At 70.7% G+C, this 14,588-nt stretch carries 14 protein-coding genes and 1 pseudogene; 11 read left to right on the top strand and 4 right to left on the bottom strand.

Annotated elements, in window-relative coordinates; translation table 11 throughout:
* The first annotated feature begins 3 nt into the window (after nt 1–3).
* Both ACIRRY_RS28910 and ACIRRY_RS28915 read left to right on the top strand, forming a co-directional pair.
* Entirely contained in the window at nt 4–1,293 is a 1,290-nt protein-coding gene (locus ACIRRY_RS28910; protein WP_403977915.1) for an MFS transporter, read from the top strand.
* Nucleotides 1,294–1,325: 32 nt separating this feature from the next.
* A complete protein-coding gene (locus ACIRRY_RS28915) occupies nt 1,326–2,795 on the top strand; it encodes an arabinose isomerase (RefSeq protein WP_403977918.1) in 1,470 nt (489 codons plus the stop codon).
* 44 nt (nt 2,796–2,839) lie between these two features.
* On the opposite strand, the gene ACIRRY_RS28920 is transcribed toward ACIRRY_RS28915, so the two are convergent.
* Nucleotides 2,840–3,106, bottom strand: coding sequence for a DUF6959 family protein (locus ACIRRY_RS28920; protein WP_403977920.1), 267 nt, complete (start codon nt 3,104–3,106; stop codon nt 2,840–2,842).
* Between the two features lie 94 nt (nt 3,107–3,200).
* On the opposite strand from ACIRRY_RS28920, the pseudogene ACIRRY_RS28925 reads away from it, so the two are divergent.
* Nucleotides 3,201–3,419, top strand: a pseudogene (locus tag ACIRRY_RS28925) (hypothetical protein); the annotation flags it as partial.
* Here the strand turns inward: ACIRRY_RS28925 and ACIRRY_RS28930 are convergent.
* Nucleotides 3,388–4,050 (bottom strand): DUF6629 family protein, encoded by a 663-nt coding sequence (locus ACIRRY_RS28930; protein WP_403977923.1) that lies wholly within the window; start codon nt 4,048–4,050, stop codon nt 3,388–3,390. The pseudogene ACIRRY_RS28925 and the gene ACIRRY_RS28930 sit on opposite strands and share 32 nt — an antisense overlap.
* A gap of 275 nt (nt 4,051–4,325) precedes the next feature.
* Here ACIRRY_RS28930 and ACIRRY_RS28935 point away from each other — a divergent pair, with 275 nt between their 5' ends.
* The gene (locus ACIRRY_RS28935; protein ID WP_019056094.1) at nt 4,326–4,541 is read left to right on the top strand and encodes a DUF4177 domain-containing protein; all 216 of its coding nucleotides are present in this window, start codon (nt 4,326–4,328) and stop codon (nt 4,539–4,541) included.
* A 37-nt stretch (nt 4,542–4,578) separates the two neighbouring features.
* Here the strand turns inward: ACIRRY_RS28935 and ACIRRY_RS28940 are convergent, their stop codons facing one another.
* Nucleotides 4,579–5,574, bottom strand: coding sequence for a LacI family DNA-binding transcriptional regulator (locus ACIRRY_RS28940; protein WP_403977926.1), 996 nt, complete (start codon nt 5,572–5,574; stop codon nt 4,579–4,581).
* A 165-nt stretch (nt 5,575–5,739) separates the two neighbouring features.
* Between ACIRRY_RS28940 and ACIRRY_RS28945 the strand changes: the two genes are divergently transcribed.
* The 6 genes from ACIRRY_RS28945 to ACIRRY_RS28970 all read left to right on the top strand — a co-directional run bounded on the left by ACIRRY_RS28945 (nt 5,740) and on the right by ACIRRY_RS28970 (nt 12,548).
* Nucleotides 5,740–6,561, top strand: coding sequence for an ATP-binding cassette domain-containing protein (locus ACIRRY_RS28945; RefSeq protein ID WP_403977929.1), 822 nt, complete (start codon nt 5,740–5,742; stop codon nt 6,559–6,561).
* On the top strand, nt 6,558–7,619 hold the full coding sequence (locus tag ACIRRY_RS28950) for an ABC transporter permease (protein WP_403977931.1): 1,062 nt from the start codon (nt 6,558–6,560) through the stop codon (nt 7,617–7,619). The genes ACIRRY_RS28945 and ACIRRY_RS28950 overlap by 4 nt, the downstream gene beginning before the upstream one ends.
* Before the next feature lie 100 nt (nt 7,620–7,719).
* A complete protein-coding gene (locus tag ACIRRY_RS28955) occupies nt 7,720–8,721 on the top strand; it encodes an ABC transporter substrate-binding protein (RefSeq protein WP_403977933.1) in 1,002 nt (333 codons plus the stop codon).
* Nucleotides 8,722–9,253: 532 nt separating this feature from the next.
* Nucleotides 9,254–10,699, top strand: coding sequence for an argininosuccinate synthase (gene argG / locus ACIRRY_RS28960; RefSeq protein WP_403977935.1), 1,446 nt, complete (start codon nt 9,254–9,256; stop codon nt 10,697–10,699).
* A 106-nt stretch (nt 10,700–10,805) separates the two neighbouring features.
* Nucleotides 10,806–11,906 (top strand): M20 family metallopeptidase, encoded by a 1,101-nt coding sequence (locus ACIRRY_RS28965; protein WP_403977938.1) that lies wholly within the window; start codon nt 10,806–10,808, stop codon nt 11,904–11,906.
* 108 nt (nt 11,907–12,014) lie between these two features.
* On the top strand, nt 12,015–12,548 hold the full coding sequence (locus ACIRRY_RS28970; protein ID WP_329264001.1) for a TerD family protein: 534 nt from the start codon (nt 12,015–12,017) through the stop codon (nt 12,546–12,548).
* Here ACIRRY_RS28970 and ACIRRY_RS28975 read toward each other — a convergent pair.
* Complete coding sequence (locus tag ACIRRY_RS28975; protein ID WP_403977942.1) at nt 12,514–13,275, bottom strand: hypothetical protein; 762 nt, start codon at nt 13,273–13,275, stop codon at nt 12,514–12,516. The two genes, ACIRRY_RS28970 and ACIRRY_RS28975, sit on opposite strands and share 35 nt — an antisense overlap.
* Before the next feature lie 154 nt (nt 13,276–13,429).
* On the opposite strand from ACIRRY_RS28975, the gene ACIRRY_RS28980 reads away from it, so the two are divergent.
* A complete protein-coding gene (locus ACIRRY_RS28980) occupies nt 13,430–14,566 on the top strand; it encodes a PP2C family protein-serine/threonine phosphatase (RefSeq protein WP_403977946.1) in 1,137 nt (378 codons plus the stop codon).
* Nucleotides 14,567–14,588 lie beyond the last annotated feature (22 nt).

Genomic DNA, 14,588 nt, shown 5'->3' on the forward strand with positions numbered 1-14,588 from the left:
ATCATGATCCGATTCTCACCTGCACCGGAACACGCGGAACAGCCCATCCCGAAGCACCTGTGGAAGGTCGCGGCCCTCTCGGGCATGGCCTCCTACCTCGACGCCGCGCTCATCGTCAGCATCGCCGTCAACCTGGCGATCTACCGCGACAGTTACGACATGGGCGTGTGGATGGCCGGGGCGATCAGCGCGATCGTCACCGGCTGCATCGCGGTCGGCTCCCTCGTCGGTGGACGGCTCGCCGACATGTTCGGGCGCCGTCGCGTCTACAACCTGGACATCCTCTGCTACGCGATCGGCGCGATCGTCATCACTCTGGCGCCGAACGACATCGTCCTCTTCGTCGGCGTGCTCATCGCGGGGCTGGCCGCCGGTGCCGACCTGCCGACGTCCCTGGCCGTCGTCTCGGACGCCGCGCCGCCCGAGGGCCGGGCGCGGCTCGTGTCGTTCACCCAGGTCATGTGGGTGCTGGGCATCGTCGTCGTGATCTTCCTCGGCTACGTCCTGTCGGACACCGGAATGACCGGGGCCCGGTTCATCACCGGCCATCTGGTCGTCGCCGCGCTGGTCACCTGGCAGCTCCGCGCCCGGCTCGAACTGCCGGACGAGCAACCGGAGTCGACTGCAGAGGAGAACGCGGCACCGCGCGGCATCGAGCTCAAGAACGTGTGGAACCGCGCCGCGCTGCTGCCGATGGCCGCGACCTTCGTCTACTACGTCACCTGGGGCATCGGCGCCAACACCTTCGGCCAGTTCGGCACGTACCTGCTGGTCACCGTCAGCGGTGCCTCGCAGAGCCTGGCCACCGGGATCAACCTGGCCTTCCTGCCGATCGCGCTGGTCCTGACCTTCGTCTTCGTCCGGCTCGCCGACACCCCTTGGCGCGACCGGCTGTTCTACGTCTTCACGGTCGTGCAGGTGGTGGCCTTCTGCATCGCCTCCGTCACGGCCGGCGCGCTCGCCGGCATGCTGGTCTTCTTCGTGCTGTACCAGATCTCCAACCCCTTTGCCGGCGAGGCCAGTTACAAGGTCTGGTCGCAGCTCACGCTGCCCCCGGACACCCGCGGCACCACCCAGGGCCTCACCTACGCCCTGTCGCGCGGGGTCTTCGCGGGCGTCGCGTTCGTCACGCCGGCGCTGATGGACTACAGCGCGTCGCTCCTGCTGTGGTTGATCACGCTCTGCATGGCGGCGTCGGGGGTCGCGGGTGTGTACGTCATCCATGTCCTCATCCGGCGTTCCCCCGAGACAACGACCGCTCCGGTCAAGGGACTCGGCGTGGCCCGCACCTGAATCCACGCCGGAACCCGGAAGGAACACCCCGCATGACGACGACCGACCCCACGACCGTGACCGCGGAACGCGCCGCCGCCCTGCGCGAGTTGCTCCCCCCGGTGTCCCGCCGCCGTACCCGCATCGGCCTCGTGGCGGGTGGCCTCGGCGCCTACTGGCCCCAATTCCCAGATCTGCTCCCGCAGTTGAAGGAGTCGTCCGCGTACGTCGCCGAGCGTTTCCAGCGGATGGACGCGGAGGTGACCGACGTCGGTTTCATCTCCGACGCGGCGGAAGGGGCGGCAGCGGCCGAGCAACTGCGGCGGGCGGACTGCGACTTGATCGTGCTGTTCCTGACGACGTACCTGACCTCGTCGATGGTGCTGCCGATCGCCCAGCGCTCGCACACTCCCGTCCTGGTCATCGACCTCCAGCCGTCCGAGCGGATGGACCACGCCTCCTTCGACACGGGAGCCTGGCTCGCCTACTGCGGACAGTGCCCGGTGCCCGAGGTCGGCAACGTGTTCCGGCGGGCCGGCATCCCCTTCCGGTCGGTGTCGGGCTGGCTGCGTCAGGAGTCGGCCTGGCGGCGCATCGAGCAGTGGATCCGGGCGGCGGGGGTACGGGCCGCGCTCCGGCACGCCCGGCACGGTCTGATGGGACATCTGTATCCGGGCATGCTCGACGTGTCGACCGATCTGACGCTGCTGCCGGCGACGTTCGGCTCGCATGTCGAGGTGCTGGAGTTCGACGATCTACGGCATCGGGTCGAGCGGGTCAGCGAGGCCGAGACCCGTGAGCGCACAGACCTCGCCCGGCGCATCTTCGCCGTGGACGACAGCGTGGTCGACGAGGACTTCGCGTGGGGAGCGACCGTGTCCGTCGCCCTCGACCGGCTCGTCGAGGACTTCGGCCTCGACACCCTCGCCTACTACCACCGGGGCCTCGACGGCGAGGCGCACGAACGGCTCGGCGCCGGCATGATCCTGGGCGCCTCGCTGCTCACCGCCCGGGGCGTGCCGGCCGCCGGCGAGTACGAACTCCGCACCAGCCTGGCCCAGTTGACGACGCAGAGCATCGGGGCCGGGGGATCCTTCACCGAGATCCAGGCCCTCGACTTCGAGGACGGCGTGGTGGAGATGGGCCACGACGGACCCGCCCACCTGGCCGTCAGCGCCCGCGACCCGCTGCTGCGCGGCCTGGGCGTCTACCACGGCAAGCGCGGCTGGGGCGTCAGCGTGGAGTTCGACGTCCAGCACGGGCCCGTCACCCTCCTCGGCCTCGGCCAGGACGCCGACGGCACCCTGTCGTTCATCACGTCCGAGGGCACCGTCGTCCCCGGACCGCTGCTCGCGATCGGCAACACCACCAGCCGTGTCGACTTCGGCCGTGACCCCGGCGAGTGGGTGGACGCGTGGAGCGCGACGGGCGTGGGCCACCACTGGTCCCTCGCGCTGGGCCATCACACGGGCGACTTCCGGGCGGCGGCGAGCCTGCTGGGGATCGAGCACCGGGAGGTGTGAGCGCGGGCGGCAGGAAGCGGACGGCAGGAAGCGGTCGGCCGCGCTCAGTACGGCCGCTTCATCCCATGGTTCTCCAACGCGGTGGAGTAGCGGGCCAGCAGAGCGTCGAGTCCCGCCAGCAGCAGTTCCGCGGACTCCCCCGCGTCGGCGAGGTCGCCCCGGCCGCAGGCCTCCACCACCTCGGCCACATCGCTGCGGAGGATGTGAAGGGAGTCCCCCTGGATCAGCACACCGGGAAACCGGCGTCCGGGGAGACGGACCACGGCATCGTTCCCACCGTCAGTGAACAGCTCTACGTCGACACGCTCCATGGAGCCATCCAACCCGAGAGCATCGGATGACACCAACGACTTAGCGCGCGGGGCGACTTGGACACCGCTCGACGAGCACCCGGATCTCGTCCGCTGGACCGTGGACGTCGTCAGCCCCGAGTGGCCGCACGAGCGGGCCTTCCTCTCGACGGGCCGCGGGTTCCGCCAGGGACAACCCGGCGAGACCTGGTGGCACGTCTTCGACGTCCACTACTCGGAGTTGCGCGCCGCCGGCTTCTCGCCCTCCGGCCGGACCCTCGCCGTCGCCACGAGCAGCGACCTCACTCTCTGGACCCGCCGCGCGCCACACTGACGTAGCCCCGCTTCCGCGGATCCTCCTCCCGCCCGTTCACCCAGAGGAACAGGACCACCGAGGACACCGCCGCGACCGCGCACCACGTCGAGACGAACTCCAGCTCCCACAGGGTCCAGCAGATCAGCGCGCCGACCGTGACCAGGACTCCCATCACCACCAGGCCGCGCTCACCGGACAGGAGCAGCGAGCCGACCGTCGCCACGAGGTAGCCGGCGATGACCAGTTGGGCGTAGGGAAGGTCGACGACGTAGCCGAGGGTGTGGCCGCGGATCTCGGCCGTCACGGGGTGTGCGGCGAGGGCGTGGGCGAGGGCCGCCGCGGTCGCCGCGCCGAGCGCGACCAGCACGGCGATCCGGGGCCGGGCCCTCGGTGACGCGGCGCACCACACGCCCACCGGGACCCACAACGCGAGCAGCGGCATGGCGATGACGGCCCAGGCGAGGGTGGCGGGCCCGGTGCCCCCGTCGGCGGCCCACACCGCGGACTCCACGATCTGATGGGCACCCAGCAGCAACGGCAGCGCGGCCAGCGGGAGATCGGTCCGCCGCCGCGCCCGCACCACACAGGCCACTCCTACGGCGGCGACCGCCGCGCCCGCCACGAGGTCGGCCTTCGCACTCCAGCACATCGCACCTCCATGGGATCCGTTCGCGTCAGCGCGAGTCTGCGGTCACGCTACGGCCCCGGGCCGCCGTGTCCGGGGTGACACGACCGCCGTGGCGCCGCGTGATCACCTGCCCACCGGCACCCTTTCGACGCCGGGGCCGGACAACTCCCGGCGCTCCGGGTCCAGTTGGCGGCTCTGCCACGAAACCACCCCCGGCCTGCGCGGGAACGCCCCGCCATGATTGGCTGACCCCGCCCGCCGCACACCGTGCGCACGCACAGGAGGACACCGCAGCCATGAGCAACGCCTACACGTTCGAGTACAAGGTCGTCAGCTTCCGGGAGTCGCTGATCGGCGACGCGCTGGACAGCGACAAGCTGGAGAAGGTCCTCAACAAGCACGCCGAGGACGGCTGGGGCCTCAAGGCCATCACCGCCGCCGACGTCAAGGGCCGCATAGGTCCCGGCGCGGTCGAGGGTCTGCTCCTCACCTTCGAGCGGCCTCGCGCGTAACCACCGGAACCGTACGCGGGACGGGGGCCGGGAGTCGTCAGCGCCGAGGCGTGCCGGGGCCCGGGATCTCCCCCGACCCGCGCGGGATCAGCTCGGTCGGCATGACGACCCGGCGCGGCGGTGACGTGTCCCCGTGGATCCGGGCGAACAGCAGATGCGCGGCGCTCGTCGCGAGGGCGACCGGATCCTGCGCGATGACCGTGACCGGTGGCGTCAACCGCGCGGCGAGCGCGATGTCGTCGAAGGCGATGAACGCGACCGTCGCGGGCAGCACGGCCAGCACCCCCAGCGCGAGGACCTCGTTGCCCGCGAGGACCGCCGTCGGTGGCTCCGGTGCGGAGAGGATCGCGGTGACGGCCCGGGCGGCATCCGCGCCGGACCGCAATCCGTGCCGGGCGAGCGCCGGATCGGCGTCGATGCCCGCCGCGCCGAGCGCCGCCAGATAGCCGCGGTGGCGTTCGCCGAAGGTCCAGATCTCCCGCCGGTCGCCGAAGTAGCCGATACGGCGGTGCCCGTGCGCGATCAGATGGTCGACCGCCCGCCGTACCGCGCCGAAGTTGTCGACCACCACGGTGTCCACGTCCAGGCCCGGCGCCGCCCGGTCCACGCACACGATCTTCGTGCCCCGCGCCTGCGCCGAGCGCAGAAAACGCTGGTCGCCCGCGACCGGCGTGAGGATCAGCCCGTCGACGCGGCGCGCGGTGAAGGCCGCGACGACCTCGCGTTCACGGCGCGGATCGGCGCGGCTTGAGCCGATGAGGACCATGTTTCCGCGCCGGTGGGCAACGTCCTCGGTGGCCGAGGCGACGGCGGCCATGAAGGGGTCGGCAACGTTGTCCACCATCAGTCCGATGGTCTGGCTGAGCCGGTCCGTACGCCGTAACTGCCGTGCCACGTCGTCGCGTTGATAGCCCAGCTTGCGGACGGCGGCCGCCACGCGGGCGGCGGTGCGGGGCGCCACGCCGGCCTCGCCGTTGACCACCCGGGACACCGTCATCACGCTCACGCCCGCTTCCGCGGCCACGTCTTTCATCCTGGGACGACTGGCCACGCCGCGTCCTCCAGATCTCGCCCAGCGCGACCGGACCGACGGGCCGGCAGCCTGCGCCCGAATCCCTGTCCGTCCCGACCCTTGACGCCCACTCATGGGCCTCCCAGAATCGACGAACTGTTAACGATACCAACCAGAAAGCACAGCATGGCCTCTGCAAGAGAACCACTTCTCGCGGCACACGGCGTGGTCAAGCGTTTCGGTCATGTCGAGGCGCTCTCGGGCGCCGACTTCACGGCGTACGCCGGCGAGGTGGTCGCACTGATCGGTGACAACGGCGCCGGCAAGTCGACTCTGGTGAACGTCCTTTCGGGCGTGCTCACCCCGGACGAGGGCGAGGTGCGCCTGGACGGGGTGCCGGTCCGCTTCACGGGTCCGATGGACGCGCAACGGCACGGAGTCGAGACCGTCTATCAGGATCTTTCGCTCGCGCCGGATCTTGACGCGGCGTCAAATCTCTATCTCGGCAGGGAACTTGTGCGCGGAGGCCTGCTCGGCCGCCTGGGCGTGCTCGACCGGCCCACCATGCGCCGGGAGGCGGTCGCGGCGTTCGGTGAACTGGGCGTGGAGCTGAAAGATGTGACGGCTCCTGTGACAACGTTGTCAGGAGGGCAACGGCAGTCCGTGGCCGTGGCGCGCGCGGTCGCCTTCGCCAACAAGGTCATCTTCATGGACGAGCCGACCGCCGCCCTGGGCGTCGTCCAGCGCGCCCGGGTCCTGGAGACCGTCCGCAGGGTCGCCGACCGGGGTATCTGCGTGGTCCTGATCAGCCACAACATGCCCGAGGTGCTGTCGGTGGCCGACCGGGTCGAAGTACTGCGGCTGGGGCGCCGGGTCGCCTCGTTCACCGCGGCCGACGCCACGATCGAGAAGCTCGTCGGCGCCATGACCGGATCGCTGGACGAGCCCGCAACGGGCGGGGACGACGGCCCGGCCCGCGCGACGGAAGAAGCGGAGAACGGGCGATGAGCGCCAACAGCCAGGACATCGAACCGGCCGCCCCCGCGCAGGACGTGACGCCGGCCGACGGCGGACGCCTCGCGATACCCCCGTGGCTCCGACGGGCCGCCGGCATCAGCGAGTTGTGGACGTTCGTGATCCTCGTCGCGCTGGTCGCGTTCTTCACGATCGCGGCACCGGGCAAGTTCTTCACCACGTACGACATCACGCAGATCGCCGTGAACGCGGCCATCTATCTGGTGCTCGGCGTCGGCATGACCTTCGTGATCATCACCGCGGGCATCGACCTGTCGATCGGCTCGGTGGTGGTGCTGGCGGCGGTGGCCGCGGGCGAGTACAACATCCACCACGGCGGCCCCACCGCGGGCTGGTTCACGGTCGCGGTCTGTGTCGTCATCGCCCTTGCCGTGGGCGCCGGTTGGGGCGCGATGCAGGGAGCGGTCGTGGCCACCGGGAAGGTGCCGCCGCTGATCGTGACCCTGGGCGGTCTGGGCGCCGCGCTGGGCATCGCCGAACTCATCACCGGCGGCCAGGACCCGTCCGGCGCCGCGGCCACCCACCTCCAGAACAGCCTGGGCTTCGGCAAGTTGCTCGGCATCCCCTGGATGGTGATCCTGGCCGCGGTGGTCACCGCCCTGTTCGGCGCGGTGCTCGGCGCCACGAAGTTCGGCAGCAACACCCTGGCGATCGGCTCCAACCCGACCGCCGTCCGGCGCGCGGGCATCCCGGTGGGCCGCCATCTGATCAAGGTCTACGGCCTGATGGGCCTCCTCGCCGGTCTCGGCGCGGTGATGTGGCTGGCCTCGTACGGCACGACGTCCATCGCCGGGCACTCCACCGACAACCTGAAGGTGATCACCGCCGTGGTGCTGGGCGGCACCAGCCTGTTCGGCGGGCGGGGGTCGGTGCTGGGCACCGTGATCGGCGTGTTCATCCCCGCGGTGCTCACCACCGGACTGATCGTCATCGGCGTTCAGCAGTACTGGCAGGACGTCGCCGTCGGTGTCGTCCTGGTCGCCGCGGTCTACATCGACCAGATGCGCCGGAAGACCCGGGAGCGCGCATGACGCGCGGCACGACTCCCGGCACGGCTCCCGCCCCGACGTTCGCCTTGCCCTTCGCTCCAACGTTCGCCCCGACCCTCGTATGACCCAGGAGGACACCCTCATGTCGAACATCCGCATCACGCGCAAAGTACTGGTCGCCGCGGGCACCGTGCTGGCCCTGACCGGCGCCGCCGCCTGTAGTTCGTCGAGCGACAGCGGCAGTTCGGGGTCGAAGGGAGGCGCCTCCGGCAAGAAGGTCCGGCTGATCACCGGCGTCAAGAGCGACCCCTTCTACATCACCATGACCTGCGCGGCGCAGACCGAGGCCAAGGCCAAGGGCATGGACTTCTCCGCGGACGGCTCCGCGCAGTGGGACGTGTCGGTCCAGCGCCCGCTGATCGACTCGGTGGCGGCGACCCGGCCGGACGGGCTGCTGATCTCGCCGGTCGACGTCAGCGCGCTCACCCCCTCGCTGAAGCAGATCCAGTCGTCCGGGACCAAGGTCGCGCTGGTGGACACCACGGTCTCCGACGCCTCGATCGGCATCACCCGCATCTCGTCCGACAACGAGAAGGGCGGCCGGGTGGCGGCCGACGCGCTGGCCAAGCTGATGAACGAGAAGGGATCGGCGATCGTCATCAGCGTCAAGCCCGGTGTCTCCACGACCGACGCCCGCATCAAGGGCTTCACCGAGGAGATGGCGAAGTACCCCAACATCAAGTTGCTGCCGACCCTCTACGACAACGACCTGCCGGCCACCGCGGCCTCCCAGATCCAGGCGACGCTCGCGGCCCACCCCGACCTCGCCGGTGTCTTCGCGGGCAACACCAACACGGGTACGGGCATCGCCACCGGTCTCAAGCAGGCCGGCAAGCAGGGCAAGGTGCAGGTCGCCGCGTTCGACGCGGAACCGGACGAGGTCGCCTCGCTCAAGGCGGGCACCCTCCAGGTCCTGGTCGCTCAGGACCCGGCGGCGATCGGCAAGGAGGCCGTCGACCAGCTCGCCGCCGCGTTCGAGGGCAAGACCGTCCAGAAGTCGATCGGCACGAACATGGTCGCCATCACCAAGGCGAACATGGACGAGCCCGAGATCAGCAAGTACTTCTACAAGGCGGGTTGTTGAGCGATCCGCGACGATCGGTCCCGCCGGGTGCCCGCCCCTTCCGGGGCGCCCGGCGGGACGGGCCGCGGAGACGGACTTCGAGACCTGGCGGGGCGGGGCGAGGGGACGGATTTCGAGCCCCGGCGGGAGGGGCCGAGGAAACGGGCTTCGACGCGTCGGGGCGGGGCGAGCAAAGGGACTTCGGCACCCGCCGGGGCGAGGCGAGGGGACGGATTTCGAGCCCCGGCGGGAGGGGCCGAGGAAACGGGCTTCGACGCGTCGGGGCGGGGTGGGCGGCGAGAGGGGCTTCGGCGCGCGGCAGGATGGGGCGAGGGGACGGACTCGGAGACCTGGCGGGACGGGCCGAGGAAGGAGTCTTCGCCGACCGTCGGGGCGGGGCGAGCAAAGACACTTCGACCCCCAGCAGGGCGGGGCAAGGAAACGGACTTCGACCCCCAGCAAGGCGGGGCAAGGAAACGGACTTCGGCACCCGGCGGGCCTGGCTGAGGAAACGGACTTTGCATGACCATGCACGAGGGTGCATACTCTTCCCATGTCTAAGGTCCTCACCTCCCTCCCCACCGGCGAGCGCGTCGGCATCGCCTTCTCGGGCGGACTCGACACCTCCGTCGCGGTCGCCTGGATGCGCGACAAGGGTGCTGTCCCCTGCACCTACACCGCCGACATCGGCCAGTACGACGAGCCCGACATCGCCTCGGTGCCCGGCCGCGCGCAGGCCTACGGCGCCGAGATCGCGCGTCTCGTCGACTGCCGTGCGGCGCTGGTCGAGGAAGGTCTGGCCGCGCTGACCTGCGGGGCGTTCCACATCCGCTCCGGCGGGCGCGCCTATTTCAACACCACTCCGCTGGGCCGTGCCGTCACCGGCACGCTGCTGGTCCGGGCGATGCTCGAGGACGACGTCCAGATCTGGGGCGACGGCTCGACCTTCAAGGGCAACGACATCGAGCGGTTCTACCGCTACGGCCTGCTCGCCAACCCGCATCTGCGGATCTACAAGCCCTGGCTGGACGCGGACTTCGTGACCGAGCTGGGCGGCCGCAAGGAGATGTCGGAGTGGCTGCTCGCCCATGAGCTGCCCTACCGCGACAGCACGGAGAAGGCGTACTCCACCGACGCCAACATCTGGGGCGCCACCCACGAGGCGAAGACCCTGGAGCACCTGGACACCGGCGTGGAGACCGTCGAGCCGATCATGGGCGTCCGGTTCTGGGACCCGTCGGTCGAGATCGTCACCGAGGACGTGACGATCGGCTTCGACCAGGGCCGCCCGGTGACGATCAACGGCAAGGAGTTCTCCTCCCCCGTCGACCTGGTGATGGAGGCCAACGCCATCGGCGGCCGGCACGGCCTGGGCATGTCGGACCAGATCGAGAACCGGATCATCGAGGCCAAGAGCCGCGGCATCTACGAGGCGCCCGGCATGGCCCTGCTGCACGCGGCCTACGAGCGTCTCGTGAACGCGATCCACAACGAGGACACCGTCGCCCAGTACCACAACGAGGGCCGGCGCCTCGGCCGGCTGATGTACGAGGGCCGCTGGCTTGACCCGCAGGCCCTGATGGTCCGGGAGTCCCTGCAGCGCTGGGTCGGCTCGGCCGTCACCGGCGAGGTCACCCTGCGGCTGCGGCGCGGCGAGGACTACTCGCTCCTCGACACCTCGGGCCCGGCGTTCAGCTACCACCCGGACAAGCTGTCCATGGAGCGCACCGAGGACTCGGCCTTCGGCCCGGTCGACCGCATCGGCCAGCTGACCATGCGCAACCTCGACATCGCCGACTCCCGCGCCAAGCTGGAGCAGTACGCCGTGCTCGGTCTGATCGGCAGCGGCAACACGGCGATCGGCGCCGCGCAGGCCGCCGCGACCGGCCTCATCGGCAGCATGCCCGAGGGCGGCGCCGAGGCCATCGCGTCCCGTGGCGAGGTCTCCGAGGACGACGCGCTGCTCGACCGCGCCGCGATGGAGTCCGGCACGGACTGACCGAACTCCGGGGATCAGCAACGCCGTTGGGCCGGTTCGACGCGTTCGCCGTCGGGTCGGCCCTTCGTCGGTCGGGGTAGAAACGGGGCCCACGTACGCTTCCCCTGTGACAACGAGCGAGGCGGTCGACGTGAGTGTCGACGCGATGATCGAAGACCTCCGGACCCTCGTCGAGGTCGAGTCCCCCTCCCGTGACCTGGACGCGTTGCGGACATCGGCCGAAGCTGTCGCCGCCGTCGTCGAGGCACGGCTCGGTGGCCGGGCCTTGATCGTCGACAGCGAGGGCGGGCCGCACGTCCACTGGTCCGGCGGTGGCACACCTCGGGTGCTGATCCTTGGTCACCACGACACCGTGTTCCCGCTGGGCACCCTCGCCCGCCGCCCCTTCCTGGTCGAGGACGGCCGGGTGACCGGCCCCGGTGTCTTCGACATGCTCGGCGGTCTGGTGCAGGCGATCCACGGGCTGGCCGCGCTGGAGGACCGCTCGGGCGTCGAGATCCTGGTGACCGCCGACGAAGAGGTCGGCTCCCACTCCTCCCGGGCTCTCATCGAGGAGCGCGCCCTCGCCTGCGGTGCCGTGCTCGTGGCCGAGGGAGCCGCCGACGGCGGGGCCGTGAAGACGGGCCGCAAGGGATGCGGCACGTTCGAGGTCTCCGTCGCGGGCCGGGCCTCGCACGCGGGGCTGGAACCCTCCGCCGGGGTCAACGCGCTGGTCGAGGCGGCGTACCAGGTGCTGGACATCGCGGCCCTGGCGCGGCCCGAGGTCGGCACGACGGTCACGCCGACCGTGGCGTCCGCGGGCACGCTGGACAACGTGGTCCCCGCGCGGGCGACCGTCGTCGTGGACGTCCGGGTCGAGTCGGCCGACGAGAAGGACCGGATCGAGTCCGCGTTCGCCGCCCTCGCCCCGCATCTCGACGAGGCGCTGATCACCGTACGGGGAAGTGTCGGTCGGCCGCCGATGCCCGAGTCCGCTGCGGCCGAACTGTTCGCGGTGGCGCGGCGGTTGCTGCCCGGTCTCGAGGGCCGGGCGGTCGGCGGTGGGAGCGACGGCAACTTCACGGCCGCGCTGGGGGTGCCGACGCTCGACGGTCTGGGAGCGGTCGGCGGCGGAGCCCACGCCGACCACGAGTATCTGCTCGTCGGGTCGATGGCCGAGCGGGCGAGGCTCGTCGCCGGGCTGGTGAACGCGATCCGGAGCGCTTGACCCCGGGCATGACAGGTCCGTCCGATGGGCATCAACAGGCCGTCGAAGAGCCATACTTGACCATGCGGGGGATCGTCCCGACATGGCCCGATACGGGAGCGGCGATCAGTGAGCAGTGTCAGCAAGGTCGTGGGGAAGGTCGAAGTACGGCTCCGCTGGGATCCGAGTCCCTGGGGGCAGCAGCCGCGCCACCTGGACATCGTCGCGGCGACCTACTCGGCCGACGCACCGCACGGACGCCCGGTGTACGTCGTCAACTCCGAGAGCCGCTCGCCGGACGGCACGATCAACATGAGCCGGCACAGCCAGAGCGGCCAGGGGTACGGCTACATGGAGGTGATGGTCCTCGAACTGGACCGGCTCGCCACGTCCTTCGCGCGGGTGGTCGTCGGAGTGGCCATCCATCAGAACGGCGGGACCAGGACGTTCGGTGATCTGTCGCACGCCAGGGCGCTGGTCGTGGAGGGCTACAAGGAGCTGCTGTCGGACGACTTCACGGAGGTGGCCGGGTCCACCGCCGCGACGGTCGCGGAGTTCACCAAGGACGCCTCCGGAGCCTGGGAGTTCCACGCCATGGTGCGGGGGTTCGACAGCGAACCGGCGGGGTTCACCGCGGAGATGGGCAGCGCGTCCCGTCCCTGACCGGCTGGTCCGTGCTGAACTGCGGCAGCAGCGCCGTGACGGTCGGCCGCTTGTGGCGCAGCTCGTGGACCAGGCCCAGGACGACGGCACTGGCCACCGCGACCAGGTGCTCGCGGCCGGCCAGGTTGGGTTTCACGATCGACTCCCACACCATCGATCCGCCGGTGAGGAAGAACACGATGGGTGCGCGCCGGACCACGGCGAGATACGTGAACAGTCCTACGACCGCGGCGGACGGCCCGGTGTCGAGCACCTGCCCGATCTCGGGCCGCAGCCCGATGCCGCCGCAGCCCGGCCCGATCAGCAGCATCACCCGCACTGTGAGGGTGCCGGCCAGCGTGGTCGCGTAGGCGACCACCAGCGTCCGGGCCCGGCCGAGGGCCAGCTCGGCCAGCGCGAACGCGAGGAACAGCTGGGTGATGCCGGCCCATACGGGCAGGTCGAGGGCGGGGACGTACAGCGAAATGGGGGTCCGCAGCAGGGCGAGCCACAGGGGCAGGTCACCCTGGACGCCGCCGAGGTGCCGTACGGCCGAGGCGCCGGCCGGACGCTGGGCGAGCCAGTGGAAGAAGATGACGCCGAAAGCGGCGACGAACGCCAGGGACACCCCCTTCAGTCCGCGCCGCAGCAACTGCCGTACCGGATCGACGACAATGCCCTGCCATTCACCCCGCAGTGTGCGCCAGATGAACAACGATCCCCAACTCCCCCACCATCGGCCCAACATTCGGATCGGAATCTAGTCCCCTGTGCGCATCCTGTGCGTCCCGGGTCGGCCCGAGCTGTTGCCGCAGCTCGCGGACGGTACGCGTGGGGCTGATATTGAAGAGTGGGAAGCTTTCCCGACGGTTGTCCGACGACCGCAGACAGTGGGAGGGCCGGTGCGCAGCTCCGGAGATCCGGTCGGCTCGACGGTGGCCGACGCCGGGCACAGATCGACGCCTCCGCTTCGCTGGGCCGTGGTGGTGTTCTGGCTCGTCGGCGGTACGGCACTGGTGGCGTTGACCGGTATCGCCCTGGGCCGGGACACCCGGCCGGCCCCCTTTCTGGTGGTGCTGCCGGCGCTGATCGCCGGGCGCGGGACGGTACGGCAGACCACCGTCGCCTCCGTGTGGGTGACAATCGTCATAGCCGGTTCCCTCTTCGACACCCCGCTGCGCACGGCGGGTGCCGACGCGGCCGTCATCGCCTTCACCCTGGTGTTCAACGGCCTCAGCGTGGCGCGGGCGGCGCAGCGGATCCGCTGGGAGGGCGAGATCGCGCGGCTGCGCTCAGCGGCGGCGGCCCTGCAACGGCAGATCCTGCGCCCCTTCCCCCTGATGACCGACCAACTGCTGGTCCACGGCCTGTACCGACCGGTGGAGGAGGACAGTCGCGTGGGCGGCGACGTCTACGAGGTCGTCTCCTCGCCGTACGGCAGCCGTGTCTTCATCGCCGACGTGCAGGGCAAGGGCCTCCAGGCGATCAGCGCCGCGTTCGCCGTGCTCAGCGCCTTCCGCGAGGCGGCCGTGGCCGAGCCCACACTCACCGCCGTGGTCGACGCCCTGGAGGAGGCGGTTCTACGGCACAACTCCTTCGCGGCGCAGACCGGTGAGCGGGAGCGGTTCGTGACGGCGCTGGTGCTGGGCATCGACGGTGAGGAGGAGGTCCAGGCGATCAACTGCGGTCATGTGGCACCGCTGCTGCTGCGCGGGGAGCGGGCCGAGCCGGTGCTCCGGCAGGAGCCCTGCGTTCCGCTGGGCCTGGACGCGCTGGCCCCTGAGCCTCGTACCGTCGAATGGTTCGCCTTCCCTTCGGACGGCACGCTCCTGCTCTGCACGGACGGGGTCACGGAGGCGCGCGATCCGTCCGGCGCGTTCTATCCCCTGGAGGAGCGCGCGGCGGGCTGGGGCGAGGTCCTCCCGAAGGACGTACCGGCCACTGTCTACGGCGATCTGCGCCGCCACACGGCCGGCATGCCCCGGGACGACACCGCGCTGCTGGTGCTGCGCCGGAGGGGCGACGCGGGGCTCCTCTGACGGGGCTGGTCTCTGCCGGCCG

This window comes from Streptomyces sp. NPDC101776 (genome assembly GCF_044766845.1).
Taxonomy (GTDB): Bacteria; Actinomycetota; Actinomycetes; order Streptomycetales; family Streptomycetaceae; genus Streptomyces.